Annotated in this window: 20 protein-coding genes and 1 pseudogene; 14 read left to right on the forward strand and 7 right to left on the reverse strand. The window is 38.5% G+C overall.

All coding sequences use genetic code 11. The features are described 5' to 3' along the window. Positions 1-18: 18 nt before the first annotated feature. The 11 genes and pseudogenes from BT1A1_RS06350 (at position 19) to narI (ending at position 12,412) form a co-directional block, all read left to right on the forward strand. Positions 19-588 (forward strand): manganese catalase family protein, encoded by a 570-nt coding sequence (locus BT1A1_RS06350; protein ID WP_034769255.1) that lies wholly within the window; start codon positions 19-21, stop codon positions 586-588. A 564-nt stretch (positions 589-1,152) separates the two neighbouring features. Beyond that, positions 1,153-1,901 (forward strand): annotated as a pseudogene (locus BT1A1_RS06355) (DeoR/GlpR family DNA-binding transcription regulator). Then, complete coding sequence (gene pfkB, locus BT1A1_RS06360) at positions 1,898-2,827, forward strand: 1-phosphofructokinase (RefSeq protein WP_034769257.1); 930 nt, start codon at positions 1,898-1,900, stop codon at positions 2,825-2,827. Before BT1A1_RS06355 ends, pfkB begins: the two are co-directional and overlap by 4 nt. 16 nt (positions 2,828-2,843) lie before the next feature. After that, positions 2,844-4,706, forward strand: coding sequence for a PTS fructose transporter subunit IIABC (locus BT1A1_RS06365; protein WP_034769259.1), 1,863 nt, complete (start codon positions 2,844-2,846; stop codon positions 4,704-4,706). Positions 4,707-4,860: 154 nt separating this feature from the next. Then, complete coding sequence (locus BT1A1_RS06370; protein ID WP_034769261.1) at positions 4,861-5,277, forward strand: hemerythrin domain-containing protein; 417 nt, start codon at positions 4,861-4,863, stop codon at positions 5,275-5,277. A 16-nt stretch (positions 5,278-5,293) separates the two neighbouring features. Beyond that, positions 5,294-5,602, forward strand: coding sequence for a hypothetical protein (locus BT1A1_RS06375; protein ID WP_034769263.1), 309 nt, complete (start codon positions 5,294-5,296; stop codon positions 5,600-5,602). 23 nt (positions 5,603-5,625) lie between these two features. After that, a complete protein-coding gene (locus BT1A1_RS06380; protein WP_034769265.1) occupies positions 5,626-5,913 on the forward strand; it encodes a hypothetical protein in 288 nt (95 codons plus the stop codon). Beyond that, on the forward strand, positions 5,900-9,580 hold the full coding sequence (locus tag BT1A1_RS06385) for a nitrate reductase subunit alpha (protein WP_034769267.1): 3,681 nt from the start codon (positions 5,900-5,902) through the stop codon (positions 9,578-9,580). Before BT1A1_RS06380 ends, BT1A1_RS06385 begins: the two co-directional genes overlap by 14 nt. Next, positions 9,570-11,078 carry a nitrate reductase subunit beta gene (narH, locus tag BT1A1_RS06390; protein WP_051989040.1) on the forward strand — a complete coding sequence of 503 codons (1,509 nt, stop codon included), beginning with the start codon at positions 9,570-9,572 and terminating at the stop codon, positions 11,076-11,078. The genes BT1A1_RS06385 and narH overlap by 11 nt, the downstream gene beginning before the upstream one ends. Beyond that, positions 11,075-11,677, forward strand: a complete 603-nt coding sequence (gene narJ, locus BT1A1_RS06395) for a nitrate reductase molybdenum cofactor assembly chaperone (protein ID WP_034769269.1) — start codon at positions 11,075-11,077, stop codon at positions 11,675-11,677. Before narH ends, narJ begins: the two co-directional genes overlap by 4 nt. 39 nt (positions 11,678-11,716) lie before the next feature. Then, entirely contained in the window at positions 11,717-12,412 is a 696-nt protein-coding gene (gene narI / locus BT1A1_RS06400) for a respiratory nitrate reductase subunit gamma (protein ID WP_034769271.1), read from the forward strand. A 351-nt stretch (positions 12,413-12,763) separates the two neighbouring features. Here the strand turns inward: narI and BT1A1_RS06405 are convergent, their stop codons facing one another. After that, a complete protein-coding gene (locus tag BT1A1_RS06405) occupies positions 12,764-13,927 on the reverse strand; it encodes a nitrate/nitrite transporter (protein ID WP_034769272.1) in 1,164 nt (387 codons plus the stop codon). Between the two features lie 374 nt (positions 13,928-14,301). Here BT1A1_RS06405 and BT1A1_RS06410 point away from each other — a divergent pair, with 374 nt between their 5' ends. Continuing rightward, positions 14,302-14,538, forward strand: a complete 237-nt coding sequence (locus tag BT1A1_RS06410) for a DUF2249 domain-containing protein (protein WP_034769274.1) — start codon at positions 14,302-14,304, stop codon at positions 14,536-14,538. 44 nt (positions 14,539-14,582) lie between these two features. Here the strand turns inward: BT1A1_RS06410 and BT1A1_RS18610 are convergent, their stop codons facing one another. The 5 genes from BT1A1_RS18610 to BT1A1_RS06415 form a co-directional block, all read right to left on the reverse strand. Continuing rightward, the gene (locus BT1A1_RS18610) at positions 14,583-14,846 is read right to left on the reverse strand and encodes a hypothetical protein (protein WP_156103196.1); all 264 of its coding nucleotides are present in this window, start codon (positions 14,844-14,846) and stop codon (positions 14,583-14,585) included. Next, complete coding sequence (locus BT1A1_RS18615; protein ID WP_156103197.1) at positions 14,813-14,950, reverse strand: hypothetical protein; 138 nt, start codon at positions 14,948-14,950, stop codon at positions 14,813-14,815. Before BT1A1_RS18615 ends, BT1A1_RS18610 begins: the two co-directional genes overlap by 34 nt. Further along, positions 14,917-15,054: a hypothetical protein gene (locus tag BT1A1_RS18620; protein WP_156103198.1), complete on the reverse strand. Its 138-nt coding sequence runs from the start codon at positions 15,052-15,054 to the stop codon at positions 14,917-14,919. Before BT1A1_RS18620 ends, BT1A1_RS18615 begins: the two co-directional genes overlap by 34 nt. A 48-nt stretch (positions 15,055-15,102) precedes the next feature. Then, on the reverse strand, positions 15,103-15,324 hold the full coding sequence (locus BT1A1_RS18625) for a hypothetical protein (RefSeq protein ID WP_156103199.1): 222 nt from the start codon (positions 15,322-15,324) through the stop codon (positions 15,103-15,105). A gap of 270 nt (positions 15,325-15,594) precedes the next feature. Continuing rightward, positions 15,595-16,083, reverse strand: a complete 489-nt coding sequence (locus tag BT1A1_RS06415; RefSeq protein ID WP_320061362.1) for a flavin reductase family protein — start codon at positions 16,081-16,083, stop codon at positions 15,595-15,597. A gap of 304 nt (positions 16,084-16,387) precedes the next feature. Here BT1A1_RS06415 and BT1A1_RS06420 point away from each other — a divergent pair, with 304 nt between their 5' ends. Next, on the forward strand, positions 16,388-16,765 hold the full coding sequence (locus BT1A1_RS06420; RefSeq protein WP_034769276.1) for a RidA family protein: 378 nt from the start codon (positions 16,388-16,390) through the stop codon (positions 16,763-16,765). A 205-nt stretch (positions 16,766-16,970) separates the two neighbouring features. Here the strand turns inward: BT1A1_RS06420 and BT1A1_RS06425 are convergent, their stop codons facing one another. Beyond that, entirely contained in the window at positions 16,971-17,480 is a 510-nt protein-coding gene (locus BT1A1_RS06425) for a TetR-like C-terminal domain-containing protein (protein WP_051989041.1), read from the reverse strand. A gap of 295 nt (positions 17,481-17,775) precedes the next feature. Here BT1A1_RS06425 and BT1A1_RS06430 point away from each other — a divergent pair, with 295 nt between their 5' ends. Then, positions 17,776-18,537 (forward strand): SDR family oxidoreductase, encoded by a 762-nt coding sequence (locus tag BT1A1_RS06430; RefSeq protein ID WP_034769278.1) that lies wholly within the window; start codon positions 17,776-17,778, stop codon positions 18,535-18,537. Positions 18,538-18,854 lie beyond the last annotated feature (317 nt).

The following is an 18,854-nucleotide window of genomic DNA, read 5'->3' on the forward strand; positions in this document are numbered from 1 at the left end:
TTGATTGGAGGTTGCAACATGTGGTATTACGAGAAGAAACTCCAATATCCAGTAAGAGTAAGCACCTGTAATCCCAGACTGGCAAAATTTCTCATAGAACAGTATGGTGGTGCAGACGGAGAATTGGCTGCTGCTCTCCGCTATTTAAATCAGCGCTATACCATTCCGGATAAAGTTGTTGGTTTGCTAAATGATATTGGAACAGAAGAATTTGCCCATTTAGAAATGATTGCCACAATGGTTTATAAGCTCACAAAAGATGCATCACCTGAGCAATTACGGGATGCAGGACTCGGAGATCATTATGCGGATCACGATCGGGCTTTGTTTTATCATAATGCAGCTGGTGTTCCGTTTACTGCAACTTATATCCAAGCTAAAGGTGATCCGATAGCCGATTTGTATGAAGATATCGCAGCCGAGGAAAAAGCCCGCGCAACTTACCAATGGATTATTGATATGTCCGATGACCCGGATTTAAACGATGCTTTGAAATTTTTACGAGAAAGAGAAATTGTTCATTCGCAAAGATTTAGAGAAGCAGTTGAAATATTAAAAGAGGATCGAGGAAAGAAAAAGTATTTTTAATTTTTTTTTTTTTTTTGAGTTCATTGCTCCGTGCGTATTGAACTTAATGTATCATAAAGAAACATATTCACTCGACAAGCCAGTCCCCAGTCCGTATCAAAATAAAGTGAAACTTCCAGCAGTGAGGATTCTTCATCCCCGCTGCTGGTTAGTTGAACCAATCGGGCACTTACGCTTTGATTACCATTAAGCCGCAAAAGGAAGATTTAGTAACCGTTTGTGTGGGATAGAGTGAATACTGGATGAAAAAAAGCGGGTTTGACTCTAGAAAGTCATTAACCTGCTTTTTTTATAGATTTACATAATCTTCCAGTTTTAAATAATAATATTCCTCTTAGCTTGCAGTTGATTAAAAATAGTTGTAAGAGGAAACATAATTTCATAAAAAACCAGATAACACACAGAGGAAAACATTGATATTTGTTCGTATTTTAGCTTAAATAGAAAACAAAGGAAAAATTTTACCAGTTATAAAGAAAAATGAATAATTTTTACTCATTTTGACTGTTTATGATTGATTTTGAATGATTTTGGTGATATTATGTCACTGTAGGAGGGCCGCCTATGTTAACTGAAGAAAGGCATTCATATATTTTAAAAAAGTTGAAAGAAGAGGGAATTGTCAAGTCCCAAGATATTATAAGGGAGCTCAATTGTTCTGAATCAACCGTAAGAAGAGATCTCATTTTACTAGAAGATGCCGGGCACCTGAAACGTATCCATGGAGGCGCCAAACGGGTTTACGATTTGGATGAAGAATTATCAGTTGTTGAAAAATCCGCCAAAAACGTTCAAGAAAAAACATTAATTGCGAGGTATGCAGCTTCTCTTATAAAAGAGAACGATGTGATTTACTTGGATGCCGGAACAACAACTTTAGCAATGATTCCTTTTTTAAATAAAAATATTACAGTTGTAACGAATGGTGTACAGCATGCTTCATTATTGGTAGACCAGCAACTGCGTGTTTACCTTCTTGGTGGAGTGGTCAAAAACACAACGAAAGCGATTGTTGGTGTAAACAGTGTTAGTGAATTGAAAAAATATCGATTTACGAAAGCTTTTCTCGGCATTAATGGTATTGATGAAGAGTATGGCTGTACGACACCCGATCCTGAGGAAGCCTTATTAAATATACTGCTATACAGCAATCCTCAAATTCATATGTGCTTAGTGATCATTCAAAATGGGGAAAGGTAAATTTTGCGAAGGTGTGTGATTTAGATGAAGTGACGATTATAACAGATCAGATTAAACATTTAAAAAATCATAACATTTTTGAAAACGCTACGATATTGGAGGCAATATCATGATTTATACATTAACAATGAACCCGTCAATAGACTATATCGTACATGTCAAAAACGTTCAACTTGGCGAACTAAACCGAATGGAGGCGGATTTTAAATTCCCGGGAGGAAAGGGAATAAACGTATCCAGGATTTTGCATGAATTAATGACAGAAACGATCGCCCTTGGTTTTATTGGTGGTTTTACCGGTGATTTTATTGAAAATTGGTTAAAAAATGAAGGAGTAAATACTGATTTTACACGCGTTGTCGGAGATACAAGAATCAACATAAAATTAAAATCGGATGTTGAAACCGAAATCAACGGAATTGGTCCAAAAATATCCGCTGAAGAAGCAAATGCTTTATTAAATAAGCTTAGTCAAATTTCGAATGAAGATATAGTCGTATTGTCCGGAAGTAAACCGCCTTCTTTATCTGAAGATTTTTATCATAAAGTGGCAAAACGAACCAAAGAGAAAGGTGCAGAATTTGTCATCGATACAACAAGTAATGAATTGAAGACGATTTTGCCTTTCCGTCCATTACTAGTAAAACCGAATTTAGAAGAATTGGAAGCCATTTTTGATATTAAAATGAATGGTCTGGATGATGTAATAACATACGGAAAAAAATTACTTGAATTAGGTGCCCAAAACGTCATTGTTTCAATGGGTGGCAACGGAGCATTGTTATTCACCGATGTAGATGTATACCAAGGAATCAATCCAAAAGGAACCGTGAAAAATTCGGTAGGAGCGGGTGATTCTTTAATAGCCGGTTTCATTAGCCGCTACGTCGAAACAAAAGACGTTGTTTCCGCTTTTCAATTAGGTATTGCCTCAGGTAGTGCAACCGCTTTCTCAAGTGATTTGGCAAAAAGAAACGAGATTTTATCCTTAGTAAAAAAAGTTGGAATTAAACGTCTTGATTCAACAAACCCATATTAAGATGAGGTGAATAGTAATGAAAGTAACCGAATTATTAAGAAAAGATATTATGCTTATGGATTTGCAATCAACTACCAAAAATGAGGTTATTGATGAAATGATTGCAAGTCTTGAAAAACACCATGTCATAAATAACGCTGACCAATTTAAGGAAGCAATTTTAAAAAGGGAAGAACAAGCTACAACAGGCCTTGGTAATGGGATTGCTATGCCTCATGCCAAAACGGTAGCCGTAAATGAAGCAACCGTCCTGTTTGCCAAAAGTAACAAAGGAGTCGATTATGAATCATTGGATGGGGAACCGACATACCTATTCTTTATGATTGCTGTTCCGGATGGTCTATATGATACACATCTGCAAGCATTAGCAGCTCTTTCCCGCTCATTACTGGATGAAAAATTTATTGAAGGATTAAAGTCTGCAAAAACGCCGGATGAAGTCGTTAATATCTTCCGAAAGAGAGAAGAAGAAAGTGAAGAAAAGGAAGTAAACGTACAAGCGGATACAAGTGAAAAACCGTTTATTGTGGCTGTAACGGCTTGTCCGACGGGAATTGCTCACACTTACATGGCTGAAGAGGCGTTAAAGAAAAAAGCAGCTGAAATGAATGTGGACATTCGTGTCGAGACAAATGGTTCGGAAGGTGTAAAAAATCGTTTAACAGATGATGAAATTCGGCGAGCAAAAGGAGTTATTGTTGCCGCCGATAAAAAAGTTGAAATGTCCCGTTTTAATGGTAAACCGCTTTTAGAGAGACCGGTAAGTGAAGGTATTAACAAACCGGAAGAATTAATCTCAAAAGTAATCAAAGGTGATGCCCCGACCTTCCATGCTGAAAATGATGATAGACAAAAAGAAGAACCGTCCAATACTTCTGTATGGGGAAAAATTTACAAAGACTTAATGAATGGCGTTTCCCATATGCTTCCTTTCGTTGTCGGTGGCGGGATTTTGATGGCCATTTCCTTCCTGTTTGAAAGTACATTAGGTGATGATAGTGTAACGTTTAAGTTTTTAAATACGATTGGCGGAAATGCCTTCAACTTCTTGATTCCAATTTTAGCCGGATATATTGCGATGAGTATCGGTGATCGTCCGGGATTAATGCCCGGTATGGTCGGCGGTTTGATGGCAGTGAACAGCAATGCCGGATTCTTGGGCGGTTTGGCAGCAGGTTTCTTGGCAGGATATATTGTTGTATTCTTGAAAAAACTATTCCGCGGTATGCCAAGATCATTGGAAGGGTTAAAACCAATACTACTATATCCGATATTGAGCTTGTTCATTGTCGGTACGCTGATGTATTTCATTATTGGCCCGATTTTCTCAAGTATTAATACGGCGGTTGTCGACTTCTTAAGTGATATGGGAACAGCCAATGCGGTATTATTAGGTGCCTTACTTGGCGGAATGATGTCAATTGATATGGGTGGACCATTCAACAAAGCGGCATATACTTTCTCTATCGGTGTATTTACCGATACCGGCGACGGAAGTTTTATGGCTGCAGTTATGGCCGGCGGGATGATTCCACCACTGGCAATAGCCTTGGCAACTACCTTCTTTAAGAATAAATTTACGGATGAGGAAAGACGTTCCGGTTTGTCTAATTATTTACTCGGAATATCCTTTATTACTGAAGGGGCAATTCCGTTTGCGGCTTCTGATCCGTTACGTATTATCGGTTCATCCATTGTTGGTTCTGCGATTGCCGGCGGGCTAACTCAGCTTTGGAATACGGCTATTCCGGCACCACATGGAGGAATTTTCGTCATTGCCCTTGCTGAAAGACCATTTATGTTCTTGATAGCCTTACTTATTGGTACAGTCATCACCGGTTTACTCATTGGCTTTTGGCGAAAACCGGTAAAACAATAGGATATATAATGATGCTATTTTCGGCTCCTTAGGCACTTGTCTAAGGGGCCTTTTTTTACGTCAACTATTCACGTATAAAATGAAAATTTTAACAACATAATGATGGATAAGTAAAAATTATTTTGTTGGTAAAAATATGAAAAGGAGAATGATTATGTCAGGTCCAGGTTTGAAACATGCAGATAGTCATTCAGCAATTCATGAAGCAGCATTGGAGGAGGCAAAGGAGCTAAACAACATTCTAGCTAGATTAGTAAAAGCGGGACAAACTGAAAAGGCATTGCAGACAGCCTATATTGCAGTAGAACATTGGGAAACTCGTACACTCAGACATGCTCAGGCAGAAGAGGAAGGATTATATAAAGAACTAGCAGAGGAACATCCTGAATTGAAGGATGCAATCACAGCTTTAGTTCGCGACCATAATACAATGCGGTACTTGGTCAAACAAATTAAGCAAACACTTGAAACAGATGGATTTACTGAAGAAGTATTGCAACAATTCCATGCATTAGTTCATGTTGATGCTTACCATAATTTTGAGGAAGAAAAAATATTGCCTCACCATTAAATTCGGAGTTGAGAATATGTCAAACGGAGAGCAACCTATATTTCTTTACAAAATATCCCCTAAACTATATCGATATATCATTACAGAATTAGAAACTAATTTCCATATTCAACCCTATGATGTTCAATTGGAAGCGATTAATAAAGATGAAGGCATAAAATTAATTGTCCGGTTTGGAGAAAATTTCAACCACAGCTCTGAACAATTTTTTTCTAATGAGCAATTAGAAAATGAAAAACTTGCACTGAAAGAATTTATCGCTAAAACGGGAGGACAATGTATTCAAGTTTTGAAAGATGATTATTTTAATAAGATGACGCCATGATTCTGCCTTAAGGAGGTTATAAATTGTTTATATTTGAACAGGAAGCAGATTTCGTTCAAGATCGTGAAGACCTTTTGTATGTATTACAACTTCGGTTTGGTGAAATTGCTCCGGGAATCATCGAAGCAATCTATCAAATCAGTGATTTACATACTTTGGAGCGACTTATTTTAATCGCTGCTAATGCCCCAACTTTTAAAATATTTCTGGAAGAGTTGGAAGCAGGAAATGAAAGCTTTCGGATTGTTGGAAATCGTTTTAATCCGATTGACCCAGCTATGGAAGGGGGAAATCATTATGGTAAAGCGTAAAAATAAATTATTAGATTCTCTTAAATATATAAAACGTGGCAAGATCATAAATGACGGGTGGACTGAAGAAAGCCCGCGTCCACGGGATACGGAAGAAATTTACCGACGTCGTTGGCAGCATGATAAAATCGTCCGTTCGACCCACGGTGTCAATTGTACCGGTTCATGCAGTTGGAAAATATATGTGAAAGACGGAATTATTACTTCTGAAACACAACAAACGGATTATCCTTCAACGGGAGACGATTTTCCGGAATATGAGCCAAGAGGTTGTCCGCGGGGCGCAACCTTTTCATGGTATACGTACAGTCCGGCCAGGGTGAAATATCCATACATTCGTTCCGATCTATATGAATTATGGAAGGCGGAAAGATCTGTCGAGGAAAACCCGATTCAAGCTTGGAAGAATATTGTCACGGACCCGGAGAAAAGAAACAAGTATGTGAAAGCTCGCGGAAAAGGCGGCTTCGTACGAGCAAACTGGCAAGAACTTTGTGAACTGATTGCAAGCTCAGTTATTTATACGATAAAAAAATACGGACCCGATCGAGTAGCCGGTTTTAGTCCAATTCCGGCCATGTCAATGGTAAGTTATGCGGGTGGTGCTCGCTTTCTGTCATTAATCGGTGGTACAATATTAAGTTTCTATGATTGGTATGCCGATCTTCCCCCTGCGTCGCCACAAGTTTGGGGAGAGCAGACCGATGTCCCGGAAAGTGCGGATTGGTATAATGCTAAATATTTTATTATTTGGGGAACAAATTTACCACAAACAAGAACACCTGATGCCCATTTTATGGTGGAAGCAAGGTATAACGGGACAAAAGTGGTCGGAATCAGTCCGGATTATGCCGAATACGACAAGTTTGCCGATATTTGGCTCCCGGCCCGGGCAGGTACAGATGGAGCGTTAGCCATGGCGATGACCCATGTAATTTTAAATGAATTTTATGTCAAACAACAAGTCCCTTATTTTATTAACTACGCCAAAAAATATACCGATTTACCATTTTTAGTCACTATAAAACAAAACGGAAGCGATTATCGAACAGATACTTTTTTACGGGCAAAAGATTTGGGCGATAAACAAAATTTAGCAGAATGGAAGACAGTGGTATGGGATGAAAATACGAATAAACCGGAAATCCCTAACGGAAGTATAGGTTTTCGTTGGGATGGAGATAGCAAATGGAATCTTAACTTGACGAAAGAGAACGGGAAGGAAATCAATCCTTTATTAAGTTTCCTTAATCAATCCGATGAGGTTATTGAAGTTACATTTCCTTATTTTGCTGAAGAAGAAGGCGGTGTCATTCGCCGCGGTGTTCCGGTTAAACATGTAAAAGATGCGGATGGGCACATTTTAAAAGTGACGACAGTTTTTGATTTAATGATGGCCCATGTTGGTGTTAATAGAAGTCTTTCGGGTGAATATCCTGAAGATTATCATGACCCTCTTCCATATACACCAGCATGGCAAGAAGAAATTACCGGGGTACATCGAAATCATGTGATTCAAGTTGCTAAGGAATTTGCCGATAATGCTGCGAGGACTGAAGGAAAGTCAATGATTGCCATGGGGGGAGGAACAAATCATTGGCATCACAGTGATCAAATCTATCGTGCCATTTTAAATCTAGTCTTATTGACCGGTTCTCAAGGAGTAAACGGTGGCGGATGGGCTCATTATGTCGGTCAGGAAAAAGTACGCCCTTCAGAAGGTTGGAATGTTGTTTCATTCGCCGGTGATTGGGGAGTGCCATCTAGGCTACAAAACGGAACCTCGTTTTTTTACTTTGCAACTGAGCAATTCCGCTATGAAACAAAGGAAAATATGAAACAAAATCGGTGGAATGGTAAATACACATATATGCACCCGGCTGATATCAATGCAATTTCTGCGAGACTTGGTTGGTTGCCGTCATTCCCACAATTTTCCCAAAACTCTATCGATATTGTGAAAGAAATTAAGGAAAATGGTGCAAAAACTGAACAGGAAATAATTGAAAATGTCGTTCAAAAAATAAAAGCTGGAGAGATTGATTGGGCGATTGAAAACCCTGATGATCCTCGTAATTTCCCGCGTGTCTTTTTCAATTGGCGATCCAATTTACTTGGTGATAGCGGAAAAGGCCATGAATATTTTGTAAAACATTTTATTGGCGCGGATAATGCAGTATTGACCGAACCAAAAAATTGTTGGCAACCGGAAACCGTTAATATTTCGGAAGATGCACCTGAAGGAAAAGCTGATTTATTTGTCAGTATCGATTTCCGCATGACAAGTTCCGGATTATTTTCCGATATTGTATTACCCACTGCAACCTGGTATGAAAAATACGATATCAGCAGTACGGATATGCACCCGTTTATTCATCCGTTTAATGCCGCTATCAGTCCGCCGTGGCAAGCAAAAAGCGATTGGGATACGTTCAGAGAAATTGCTAAAGTCTTCTCTGAACTTGCAAAGCGCTATTTACCGGAAACGGAAGAGTTGTTAATGAGACCGCTGGGACACGATTCCCCAGATGAAATTGCCCAAGCCTACGGAAAAATAAAAGATTGGCGAAAAGGGGAAGTTGAGGCAATTCCGGGAAAAACAATGCCACATTTGAAAGTAGTAAAACGTGATTACTCGAATGTTTTCCATATGATGACATCAATCGGCCAGGAAATTAAGAAAGGTTACGGTGGCAAAGGGGTCATTATACCTGGTGACAAAGTATACGAGGAACTGAAAGATCGATTAGGCATAAATAATCGTGAAGGAATCGGTAAAGGTCATCCGGATTTATATACAGACCAAAAAGCAATTAACGCCATTTTATTAATGTCCGGTGCAACGAACGGAAAACGGGCTGTAGAAGGATGGAAATCGTTAGAGAAGAAAACAGGACAAAAATTAGCGGAGATTGCCCTACCGAGAGAGGAAGAAGATTTTACACTGGATGCGCTAACAATCCAACCGCGAACATCGATTTCTACACCGATTTGGAGCGGGTTGGAAAAAGAGAATAGAAGATATTCGCCTTTTACCGTCAATACGGAATATAACATCCCTTGGAGGACACTGACGGGACGACAAAGTTTTTATCTTGATCATGAGATGATTCTCGACTGCGGGGAGGCACTGCCAATCTACTTACCACCGCTTGCGAAAGCACCTTTTACGAAAAAGGAAAAGGGGGTACCGGATAACGGTAAATCGATTACATTACGGTATTTAACTCCTCACCAAAAGTGGGGGATCCATACGATGTTTACCGAAGCAACACCGATGGTTCAGTTATTCCGAGGCTGGCAGGTTGTTTGGATAAATGAAGAAGATGCAGCTTCGATTGGGATAAAAGATAATGATTATATTGAGGTATATAACCGAAATGGTGTTGTTGTTGCCCGGGCAGTTGTTACTTATCGGATACCAAAAGGGATGTGTTATATGTACCATGCCCAAGACCGGACAATGGGGGTTCCGGGAACAGAAATTAACAAAAAACGTGGCGGGACTCACAACAGTATAACAAGGGTCACTTTAAAACCAACCCATATGATTGGCGGATACTCACAATTAAGTTATGGTTTCAATTACTACGGACCGACCGGCCATCAACGTGACACGATGGCAATAGTCAGACCATTGAAGGAGGTTAACTGGCTTGAGAATTAAAGCACAAGTAGCAATGGTGATGCATCTCGATAAATGTATCGGCTGTCATACATGCTCAGTCACATGTAAAACAACTTGGACAAACCGGCCCGGTACGGAATATATGTGGTTCAATAATGTTGAAACAAGACCGGGTATCGGTTATCCAAAAAGATGGGAAGATACAAAGCGATATAAGGGCGGCTGGGTATTAGAAAACGGGAAACTGAAATTGCGCGCCGGCGGTCCGATAACGAAACTGGCCAATATTTTTTATAACCCGAATATGGCAGAGTTGGAAGATTTCTATGAACCGTGGTCTTATGATTATGATAACTTAATCCATAGCCCCAAAAGAGAAAATCTTCCTGTTGCAAGGCCCTTTTCGCAAATAACCGGAAAATACATTGACAAACCGGAATGGGGCTCAAACTGGGATGATGATTTAGCAGGCGGCAGTGAAAATGTGAAGCGAGATCCAAATGTAGAAAAACTGCAAGAACATATTAAAACAGAATATGAAAAAACTTTTATGATGTACTTACCAAGGATTTGTGAACATTGTTTAAATCCGTCTTGTGTCGCATCTTGTCCGACAGGTGCTCTATATAAGCGTGATGAAGATGGGATTGTTTTAGTGGACCACGATGCATGCAGGGGTTGGCGTTTTTGTCAAAATGGCTGTCCCTATCATAAAGTCTACTATAATTGGAATACCCATAAAGCAGAAAAATGTAATTTCTGTTATCCGCGGACAGAGGCGGGGTTACCGACTATTTGTTCTGAAACTTGTGTCGGTCGGATTCGCTATATCGGTGTTGTTTTATATGATGCTGATAAAGTAAAAGCGGCAGCATCAGTTGAAGATCCAAAAGAGTTATATAAGGCACAACTTGCATGTTTCCTAGATCCGTTTGACCCGGAAGTACAAGATCAGGCGAGAGAAGCGGGAATAACTGATCCATGGATTGAAGCGGCAAAGGAATCGCCAATCTATAAATTAGCAATCAAATGGAAAATTGCCTTGCCACTCCACCCGGAATACCGGACATTACCAATGGTTTGGTATGTGCCGCCTCTTAGTCCGATTATGAATCATATTACGAATGAGGATGAATTAAAAACAGACGGCTATATTCCGGCTGTTGATCAAATGCGTATTCCAATGGAGTATTTGGCTTCGATTCTAGCTGCCGATGATGTGAAAGTAATTCGGAAAGTGTTATTAAAACTTACCGCCATGCGTGTATTTATGCGAGGAAAAACAGTTGGGGGTATCGATGAATTCCGTCAAAGTGAATTGTTAAAGGAAGCAGAAACTACTCCCGAAGAAGTGGTAGAAATGGCAAGATTATTAGGTGTTGCCAAATATAAAGAACGTTATGTCATCCCGACCGGACGCAGGGAAATGGATGATGACCTTTTTTATCAGCAAGGTGCCTGCAGTATAGAAGATTTGGCACCGAAAGAAGGAATGAATCCAAGATACGGTATGATGAAAGTGAGAGAGAATTTATGAATAATGAGAAACGTACCATTCTTGTCATTTCTGCCCGCCTATTGGATTACCCGGCGAATGGGATAAAGAATTTAATTAATGATATAGAAGAATTAGTAGAAAATTTAATTGCTAAGACAGATGTAAAGGAAGAGATTAGGCAAATGTACAAGCCTTTATCCGATTTCAATGATACAGAAATTCAAGAACTGTACGTTGAAACTTTCGATTTGAAAACGAAGCTTGGTCTTTATTTGACCGCTCATGAATTGGGTGACAGCAGTCGGCGAGGAGCCGCTTTAATTAAATTACAAAAAATAATCAACCAGTCCGGATTTGAACGGACCGGTGAGGAATTAGCAGACTATATCCCAATGTTGCTGGAGTTTTTGGCAGTCGCTCCCGAAAATCATGAGACAAATCGTTTACAGAAAAGACTTGGTGTTGTCATCAACTATATGTTGGAAAATGTAAATCAACAAAACCCGTATGGCGGAATCTTTAAAGTGTTAATGAAACATGTCTTCCCAACTCCAACAAAAGAAGAAATAGAGCAACTAGAGTTGGGAAGGGAAGAAGCAGATTTAGAAGAACTGCCATACCCGATCATGTATCAATGATCGGGTATGGTATTACTTGACAGTCAAGGAGGAACAAATATGGTCGATATTTTTTTATGGGTCGTATTCCCATATATCTGCTTAACCATTATGATTTTCGGTCTCCTTTATCGTTTTGCATTCAGACAATTAACTTGGGCGGCCCCTTCAACGAATTTTTTTGAGAAAAAATGGCTAAAAATTGGTTCACCTCTATTTCATTATGGGATTATTTTCGCATTTTTTGGACATGTAATGGGGATTTTGATTCCTTGGGAGTTTTATCAGACACTCGGCATTTCTGATCATATGTATCATTTTGGGGCGATTTACGGTGGGGGTTTGGCAGGTTTAATGGTCGTTTGTGGACTTGTGATTCTGTTAATTCGAAAAATGATCATTGACCCGGTCCGTATTAAAGCAACATTTGCAGATTATTTTTCTGTCCTCGCTGTATTATTTGTTGCTGCGACAGGAACGTATATGACAATCATTTACAATTTGACTGTGGTGGCTTATGAGTACCGTGCGACTATAGGTCCTTGGTTTCGCAGTTTATTTATTTTTCAGCCGAGATTTGATTTGATGACTGATATTCCGTATATATTTAAAATCCATGTTATTACCGCATTTGCACTTTTTGCATCGATTCCGTTTACCAGGCTCGTCCATATCTTTAGTTTTCCAATCCGCTATCCGGCTCGTCCGCCACAACAGTATCGGTCCCGTTCAGGATATCGTAGGCAGAAGGTTTAAAAAACATTTATCTGAGTTCTAACCATATCTCCCAGAAAGTTTGAAAAAGTGGTCTTGAGCCGAGTTCTCAAGAACAAAACTTATGAAAAATATGGAAAAGTGCCTTAATGCCGTTTCCCAAGATCAAAACGGAAGCAAATATTTGAAAAGATGGTCTTGAAACCAAGTTTTCAATTCGAAAATGCACGCAAATGTTTTAAAAAGTGGTTTTGACACCAACCCATTATTTTTCATTTTAAGACTGGAATCGGTCGATACGATCAATTTTGGTGATGTTTTTCACACGATATCTATAATATAAAAAAAGCAACCTGATTCATCCGGGTTGCTCTATTATTTTTATTATTTTTATCATTTCTTCACAGGTGCAAATTTTTCTTGATAGTACAAAAATACAACAATAACAAAGCTGACTAAGGCGAATTCAGACATAAGCATGAAGGCAATCGCATATTGTCCCGTCATGTTATTAACCGCTGTCAATAGCAGTGGCGGGAAAAATCCTCCAAGCCCCCCCATTGCCGAAACAACCCCATTGACTACTCCGGCTTGATTCGAAAAATAGAAGGGGACCAGTTTAAATATCGTCCCGTTCCCAATACCTGCAGAAACAGCGACAGATAATGCCCCGACCGTATACCAAGTAATATCCGGCGAAAAGGCTAATAATATCCCTGATAAAGAAACGAAGATGAACACGATCATTAAGATTACAAAGGGATTGAATCGGTCTGCCAAAAATCCACCAATCGGTCGCATAGCAGTTGCCAAAACAATAAAAATTCCTGTTCTGATTCCGGCGTCAACAGGATCCAAACCAAAGAACGTTACTAAAAAATTTGGCAAAAATACAGTAAAGGCAACAAAAGCGCCGAAAGTGATAAAGTAAAACAAACTAAGAAACCAAAGCGTGGCATTTTTATAAACACCTTGGATTTGTTCCACCATTGATTTCTTTACTCTAACTTCTTTCCGATCTCCAAAAATAAACAATAAAACAATGAATGCCAACAATAGAATTAAGTATAGGCGAACGGTATCTTGCCAACCAATTGATTTCGCTAGAATTGGTGCGCCAAATGTCGTGATCGCTGTTCCGGCATTACCGACACCATAGATTCCGTTAATAAAACCTTGCCTCTCTTTCGAATAATATTTAGGTAGAGAGGTCACACCGATGGAAAATGTTGCACCTCCCACACCTAGAAAAAGACCGCCGATAACAAGATCAATAAAAGTGTTGGCTGTACTGATATAAAATATAGGGAACAAAAGGATAAGAAAACTAATTATGAACATAATTCTTGCACCGAACCTGTCCGTATAAAATCCGAGGGGTATTCGCAACACGGAACCTAAAATAACCGGGACTGCAGTAACAATCGATACCTGTACGGGTGTGAGCAAAATATCTTCTTTAATAAAGGTCATCAAAGAAGATAATAATACCCAAACCATGAATCCAACAATAAGACTTGTTGTTTGCAGAGATAATTGAATACCGGGTTTCCTCATTTTGAGTTTCCTTTCTATTTTTCATATATTATTTGTAACAAGTATCAAGTTTAAACAGCGTTTTTTATACGTAAGAAAAGATAAATTTTCAGTTAGGAAGTATTCGATTTTTCGCTAAATGAACACAAAAATGGTTCATCTTTTGCCAAGCTTTTAAATAATGGGAAACGCCGTAGTAATTCATTTATTGATGTAGGATTCAAACTGATTTGATTCGAACATACGTTATCATGAGCAAATTCTAATTCTCTTATAGATGTAGGATTCAACCGCCCTGATATAAGTCACATATTCACAGTGAAGTAAATCACACCGCTTTGCTGAAAACTATTTTAAAATAAAGACATATTTCATCAGTAAATGGAGGTTTCTTTATGAATATAGAATTTACTACAAAAATCTTTGCACCGGATATTGAACCAAAATATCGTCACGCAAAAATATTTGAAACGTTTGATGGATTACAATCTGGCCAATACATGGAATTAACCAACGACCATGATCCGAAACCGCTATATTATCAGTTTTTGATTGAACGGGAAGGTTGTTTCACATGGGATTACATTGAAGAAGGACCGGAACAATGGCGTGTTGCTATCGGTAAAAAATAAATAACTTAAGTTTCGCATCCCAAAGGCGGGTGGGTGTTTCGTCGTCAAAAAATAGCATTTTTCGCATCAATATGGCGGCGAGAAGAGGCCTCGTCGTCAAAAAATAGCATTTCTCGCCTCAAAATGACGACGAGAAAGGGTCTCGTCGTCAAAAAATAGCATTTATCGCCCCAAAATGGTGACGAGAAGGGGTCTCGTCGCCAAAATAGAGCAATTTCCGGTTCAAAATGGTGACGAGAAAGGGTCTCGTCGTCAAAAAATAGCATTTCTCGCCTCAAAATGGCGACGAGAATAAGTTTCGTCGCCAAAAAGGAGCAATTTCCGGTTCAAAATGGTGACGAGAAGGGGTCTCGTCGCCAAAATAGAGCATTTCTCGCCTCAAAATGGCGACGAGAATAAGTTTCGTCGCCAAAAAGGAGCAATTTCCGGTTCAAAATGGTGACGAGAAAAGGTCTCCTCGTCAAAAAATAGCATTTCCCGCCTCAAAATGGTGACGAGAAGGGGTTTCGTCGTCAAAAAATAGCAATTCCCGCCCCAAAATGGTGACGAGAAAAGGTCTCGTCGTCAAAATAGAGCATTTATTGCCTCAAAATGACGACGAGAAGGGGTCTCGTCGCCAAAATAGAGCAATTCCCGCCTTAAAATGGTGACGAGAAAGGGTCTCGTCGTCAAAAAATAGCATTTATCGCCCCAAAATGGTGACGAGAAGGGGTTTCGTCGCCAAAATAGAGCATTTATCGCCCCAAAATGGTGACGAGAAGGGGTCTCGTCGTCAAAAAATAGCATTTCTCGCCTCAAAATGACGACGAGAATATGTTTCGTTGACTAATTGGTTTTTAAGGTGCAAAACTCAAGTAAATAAACATACAATTCCGGTTGTCCCGGATAAACAAAGGAACAATATAGGAAGTTTCAAACAGTGGGGAATCGATATCCCTCACTGTTTGTTGTTAATCAAATCGGATGCATGCGGGCTTTTCTTCTACCACCTATTGTATCGACTCAAATCTTCAAACGGGATTCTTTGACTTTCCGTTAGGAGTGGGATAAAACGTTTTACGCTTGTCCCGGTTTTTCTTTTAATGTCCGATAACCTCCTTCTAAAAAGATAAGTGGCTCTCCTTCAAATATCTGTAAATTAGTGACTTTCCCAACGATTAAAACATGATCTCCTTCTTCGTATTCAGACGAAACCGTACAGATGATTTGTGCCAAAGTATTAGGAATTACAGGCATTCCGTCGAGAAAATCAAATTCGATTTCTTTAGTTGATTTCTTTTTTGAAGCAAAGTGATTTGAAATATTTATTTGATCTTTATTTAAAACATTTACAGTAAATAACCCACGCTGCTTTATTTTATTTAGTGTCTGTGAAGTTTTGTTTAAGGAAATTAATATAAGCATAGGATTTAAAGATACGGACATAAATGCATTTACTGTTGCAGCGAATATTTCCCCATTTAGCTCTGTGACGACAACGGTAACCCCTGTCGCAAATTTTCCCATTGCATCACGAAACAAACGTTCATCCATCGATTCATACACACCCTCTCCAATATTTAAAACGAAATGAAACCAATCACTATTCGACAATTTTATGATGTTTTTTAGTACAAACAACAAGTTGATTGTTCATTTGTATCAAAAAAGTTTTCTCTATTATAACAAACTTGTGACGAATATGTGGCAATAATGCTTCATACTGTTAGTAAAGGGTAAAAAGCAGAATATCAAACTACTGGAATTATAGAACTGTGGAATTAAACACATTTAAAAATGATTTTTATTAAGCAAAATATTTTATTATAATAGGGTTACTATTATTTTTTTTATTTTAGGAGGATGAATTATGTTAAGAAAAATACATACAGAACATGCACCGCAGGCAATTGGTCCGTATTCACAAGGGATAGAAGCGGGAAATTTTATTTTTTTGTCAGGTCAAATTCCAGTTGATCCAGAAACAAATGAAATTATCGAGGGTGATATTGTTGCTCAGACTAACCAGGTGATGCGAAATATTCAGGCGATTTTGGCAAGCATTGGATTAACGCTCAATCATATTGTTAAAACGACTATTTTCTTAAAAAATATGGATGAGTTTACATTAGTTAATGAGGCTTATGCCAAGCATTTCGGCGAACACCGCCCGGCTAGATCAACGGTTGAGGTCAGTCGTCTCCCTAAAAATGTCAGCATTGAAATTGAGGTGATTGCAGCAAAATAAAATGTGATTAGTACAGACTGCAGCCTTGATGTCGATTATGGAGATATCTCCTTCAACCTATTTTACCGGCTCGAAACTTGAGAGGGGATTCCTTCATCAGGTTGCAACATTAGAATCGATAAAGAGTTTATTGTTGATGATGTTTCAGGTTCAATAAGAAATAAAAGTCAGGCAGGGACAGATTTTCAAAGAATTAATCTGTCCCTTAAGTTATGAAGGTTGTATACGATAAAATTCCGATTAATTGTTCTGACATATATGCCGGAGTATAAGAAAAGTTTCCATTTACCCATTCAACAATCAATCCGAAAATTGCATAGGCAATATAGGAGGAAAAGATTTCTGGATTAATATTTTTTAGTAAACCACTTTTTGTCGTCAAATCCTGAAGAACTAAATTTTTTAAAACTTGACAAATTTTATTTTGAAACCCAGGTAGAACATTTGAATGAATAGTAATTTTATAAAATTTCGCATATAGAAATACATGTTCAAAAATTTTGATTGAGGATGATGAAAGGTCACTAATCCCAAGTATGTCTTTTTGTAAATAAGGCTCCCGGTATGAACGAATGAGATCCTCTAATACTTCTTCAATTAGATCCCCAAGTAATTCTTCTTTTGTTTGGTAGTGTTTGTAAAATGTTCCTCGATTTAAATTAGAAATGTTGACAATGTCTGTAATTGTGATTTTGTTAAAGTCTTTATTCTCCATTAATATTAATAATGCTTCTTTTAAAGTGTTTTGGACTTATTAATTCGTCGATCAACAGTCATCAACAAAACACCACCTGATTGTCTATTATTTTTCTATATTTATACAAACATTTCAAGCGATGTTCATTATTGAACAAAGCGTGGACAATTTGTATATTGATATGTTCATTATAGAACAGTACAATGAAAATGTGTAGGCGACTATGTGAAAAATGTAGAGACTGCTATTAGAAATATTGAAAACGCTTTATTTTCAAGTCGTACTAATATATGAAAAAGGTGGTATGTTTAATATGAAACTCGAAGGAAAAGTTGCAGTGGTGACAGGAGCAGCCTCAGGAATGGGGAAAGCGATTGCCCAAGTTTTTGCAAAAGAAGGTGCAAAGGTAATTGTTGCTGACCTAAATATAGCAGGTGCAGAACAGGTTGTAGAGGAAATTGTCAAAAATGGTGGTACGGCTAAAGCAATCGAAGTGAATGTGGCAAAATTAGCTGATATTGAAAACATGATTGATACGGCAGTCAACGAATTTGGCACATTGGATATACTGGTAAATAATGCAGGAATTATGGATGGTTTTGAACCGGTCGGAGATATTTCAGAAGAAAAATGGGATTTAATATTTGATGTAAATACAAAAGCTGTTATGCGTTCAATGCGTAAAGCAGTTCCAATTTTTCTGGAAAAAGGGAAGGGTATCATCATTAATATTGCTTCAACCGGCGGATTGAACGGAGCACACGCCGGAGCTGCTTATGGTGCTTCGAAACATGCTGTTGTCGGATTAACAAAAAATACCGGCTTTATGTATGCAAAAGAAGGAATCCGCTGTAATGCAATTGCCCCGGGTGCGGTAAATACAAATATTTCTGCTTCAATGACCAATGTGAATCAATTTGGGTTAAGTCGTGCCGGAGTGGCTCATGCTGTTTCACCGCGTACTGGTGAACCGGAAGAAATTGCCCAAGCTGCATTATTCTTGGCGTCGGATGAATCCAGCTTTGTCAATGGTACTGTATTAGTTGTTGACGGTGGCTGGACAGCAGCATTTTAATTGAACAGGAATCTTTAAGGAATGGATCGGTAGAGTAAAAAATTAGTATATTTTCAAAAGAAAAATAGTTTCCTACCAAACCATTTATTTTTAGAAAAGAACATATGTATTTCAACACATCCATAGTGAGAACATTATGGATGTGTTTTTTACCCTGCTATGCCAGAAGTCCTTATCATTGTCCCAATTTCAAATAATGTCATAAGTCGGACAGATATCCATACTCCGTTTGTAACCATATTACCATAATACATTCACACTATTTCAACCATTAATACAAGAAAACCTATTTGACTTCCAGCATACCTTTAATGAAA

The organism is Caldibacillus thermoamylovorans, from assembly GCF_000751775.1.
GTDB lineage: Bacteria > Bacillota > Bacilli > Bacillales > Caldibacillaceae > Caldifermentibacillus > Caldifermentibacillus hisashii.

Excerpts from the sequence above, each read along its gene's own strand:
- BT1A1_RS06350 (WP_034769255.1), top strand. The coding sequence starts at position 19 with ATGTGGTATTACGAGAAGAAACTCCAATATCCAGTAAGAGTAAGCACC.
- pfkB (WP_034769257.1), top strand. The coding sequence starts at position 1,898 with ATGATTTATACATTAACAATGAACCCGTCAATAGACTATATCGTACAT.
- BT1A1_RS06365 (WP_034769259.1), top strand. The coding sequence starts at position 2,844 with ATGAAAGTAACCGAATTATTAAGAAAAGATATTATGCTTATGGATTTG.
- BT1A1_RS06370 (WP_034769261.1), top strand. The coding sequence starts at position 4,861 with ATGTCAGGTCCAGGTTTGAAACATGCAGATAGTCATTCAGCAATTCAT.
- BT1A1_RS06375 (WP_034769263.1), top strand. The coding sequence starts at position 5,294 with ATGTCAAACGGAGAGCAACCTATATTTCTTTACAAAATATCCCCTAAA.
- BT1A1_RS06385 (WP_034769267.1), top strand. The coding sequence starts at position 5,900 with ATGGTAAAGCGTAAAAATAAATTATTAGATTCTCTTAAATATATAAAA.
- narJ (WP_034769269.1), top strand. The coding sequence starts at position 11,075 with ATGAATAATGAGAAACGTACCATTCTTGTCATTTCTGCCCGCCTATTG.
- narI (WP_034769271.1), top strand. The coding sequence starts at position 11,717 with ATGGTCGATATTTTTTTATGGGTCGTATTCCCATATATCTGCTTAACC.
- BT1A1_RS06405 (WP_034769272.1), bottom strand. The coding sequence starts at position 13,927 with ATGAGGAAACCCGGTATTCAATTATCTCTGCAAACAACAAGTCTTATT.
- BT1A1_RS06410 (WP_034769274.1), top strand. The coding sequence starts at position 14,302 with ATGAATATAGAATTTACTACAAAAATCTTTGCACCGGATATTGAACCA.
- BT1A1_RS18625 (WP_156103199.1), bottom strand. The coding sequence starts at position 15,324 with ATGCTATTTTTTGACGACGAGACCCCTTCTCGTCACCATTTTGGGGCG.
- BT1A1_RS06420 (WP_034769276.1), top strand. The coding sequence starts at position 16,388 with ATGTTAAGAAAAATACATACAGAACATGCACCGCAGGCAATTGGTCCG.
- BT1A1_RS06425 (WP_051989041.1), bottom strand. The coding sequence starts at position 17,480 with ATGGAGAATAAAGACTTTAACAAAATCACAATTACAGACATTGTCAAC.
- BT1A1_RS06430 (WP_034769278.1), top strand. The coding sequence starts at position 17,776 with ATGAAACTCGAAGGAAAAGTTGCAGTGGTGACAGGAGCAGCCTCAGGA.